This is a genomic window from Roseisolibacter sp. H3M3-2 (genome assembly GCF_029211165.1).
GTDB lineage: Bacteria > Gemmatimonadota > Gemmatimonadetes > Gemmatimonadales > Gemmatimonadaceae > Roseisolibacter.
Genome location: NZ_JARGEK010000565.1, coordinates 1 through 2145 on the forward strand (window position 1 = coordinate 1; position 2145 = coordinate 2145).

Genomic DNA, 2145 nt, shown 5'->3' on the forward strand with positions numbered 1-2145 from the left:
CGGGGACGCGGCGCGTCGAGCCGCGCGCCGACGGCGGCCGCGCCGGCGGGCTGCGCGTGCTCGCGGGCGACGTCGCGTACGAGTGCGAGGCCGTGATCTGGGCGGCGCCGACCTTCCTCGCGTCGCGCGTGGTGGCGGGCGCGCCGCGCGTGCCGTGGCGCTACGCGCCGTGGGTGGTGGCCAACCTCACCCTCGACCGGCGCCCGCGCGCCGGCGCGCAGGACGCGCCCGAGGCGTGGGACAACGTGATCGCGGACTCGGACGCGCTGGGCTACGTGGTCGCCACGCACCAGGCGCTGCGCGCCACGCCCGACGAGCGCACGGTGTGGACGTGGTACCTGCCGCTGGCCGACGGCGAGCCGGCCGACGCGCGGCGCCGGCTGCTGGCGATGGACTGGCGCGCGTGCGCGGAGGCGGCGCTGTCGGACCTCGCGCGCGCGCACCCCGACGTGCGCGAGTGCGTCTCGCGGGTGGACGTGCTGCGCTACGGCCACGCGATGCCGCGCCCCGAGCCGGGGTTCCTGGCGGCGCGCCGCGCGTGGTGGGAGCCGCCGCGCGACGCGCGCGTGTTCTACGCCAACTCGGACGTCAGCGGGCTGAGCCTGTTCGAGGAGGCGCAGTGGCGCGGCGTGCGCGCGGCCGAGCGGGCGATGGCGCTGGTCGGGCGCGGCGCGTAGCGTCGACCGCTCGGCGCCTGCGCGGGGGCCGGGAACGGCGGATGCAGCAGCCCGCCGTTCCCGACCCCCGTCCGACTTCCAGGAGCCGCCATGTCGCCGTCGAACGCCGCGCCCGCCAGCATCACCCTCGCCGACGCGCGCCGCGTCATCGCCGCCGGCGAGCAGAAGGCGGCCGACATCGGCCAGCCGATGAACCTCGCGGTGGTCGACGCCGGCGGGAACCTCGTCGCCCACGTGCGCATGGACGGCGCCTGGCTCGGCAGCGTCGACATCTCGATCAAGAAGGCGTGGACGTCGCGCGCCTTCGACGTCTCGACCAAGGACCTGTCGAAGCTCACCCAGCCCGGCGAGGACTTCTACGGCCTGCACGTCTCCAACGACGGGCGCGTGATGATCTTCGCCGGCGGGATCCCGCTCACGCGCGGCGACGTGGTGGTCGGCGCCGTCGGCGTGAGCGGGGGGAGCGGCAAGCAGGACCACGAGGTCGCGGAGGCGGCGGCGCGGGCGCTCTGACGCGCGCCGCCGCCTCCGCGCGCGGCTACGGGAGCAGCGGCCCGTGGTCGCGCGCGCGGGCGAGCGCCAGCGCGGCGACGTTCTCGCCGAGCGTGCGCCCCGCGTCGACGTCGAAGCGGAAGTGCAGCCCGCCGTAGAGCCGCGCCAGCCCCGCCTCCTCGACCAGCGCCGCCAGCTCGCCGCGCGCGTCGGGGAAGTGGCCGGCCAGCACGCGCGCCGCCGACGACGAGAGGCACGAGTGCCCCGACGGGTAGGCGGGGAAGTTGGGGCGCCCCACCGGCGTCGTGATCCCCGGGTCGCCCTGGTGCGGGCGCAGGTACGCGTAGTGGTACTTGGCGTCCCAGCAGCCGATCAGCGCGTCCATCTGCGCGAGGAACATCAGCGCCAGCACACGCGTCGTCGCGCGCTCGTCGAGGTGGCGCGCCGCCGCGAGCTGCAGCGCGCGCTCGCCGAAGAAGCCCATCGGCCCGCCGGGGCCCGACCCCGCCTGCCAGAAGATCGCGACCTGCAGCTGCTCGGGGGTGCGGGCGTCGGTGTACGCGCGCACCTCGGCGAGCGCGGCCCGGTACTCGGGCGACCCGAACGCCGGCGGCGGCGCGGGGCGGAACTGGCGGCCGCTCGTCATCAGCCACGGGCGGATCGCGCCCCACGACGGGCCGAGCGGCGGGACGCCGGGCGCGCTCACCCAGTAGCCGGGGCCCACGGGGAGCGTGCCGGTCCACGGCGCCGTGCTGCCGTCGGTGGCGGCGTGCGCGAGCACGCGCGCGGCGACCGACTCGCCGACGGCCGCGCCGGCGCCGCAGTCGGCGTCGCGCTCCGACGGCAGCAGCGACAGCTCGGCGGCGTCGGCGGCGTGCTGGTCGTCGACCGTCGCCGCCTCGGCGACGTACAGGGTGCGGAGGACGAGCGCGGCGGCGGCCGACGCGACGCCGGCCTCGGACGGGTGGACGCCCGG

2 protein-coding genes and 1 pseudogene are annotated in these 2145 nt (G+C 77.9%); 2 read left to right on the forward strand and 1 reads right to left on the reverse strand.

Annotation, left to right across the window (positions count from 1 at the left end; genetic code table 11):
• Window positions 1-677: pseudogene (locus PYV61_RS24555) on the forward strand (twin-arginine translocation pathway signal protein); the annotation flags it as partial.
• 90 nt (window positions 678-767) lie between these two features.
• On the forward strand, window positions 768-1190 hold the full coding sequence (locus tag PYV61_RS24560; RefSeq protein ID WP_275836512.1) for a heme-binding protein: 423 nt from the start codon (window positions 768-770) through the stop codon (window positions 1188-1190).
• A 25-nt stretch (window positions 1191-1215) separates the two neighbouring features.
• Here PYV61_RS24560 and PYV61_RS24565 read toward each other — a convergent pair.
• Window positions 1216-2145, reverse strand: a 930-nt coding sequence (locus PYV61_RS24565) for a vanadium-dependent haloperoxidase (RefSeq protein ID WP_275836513.1), incomplete at its 5' end; no start/stop codon positions are given.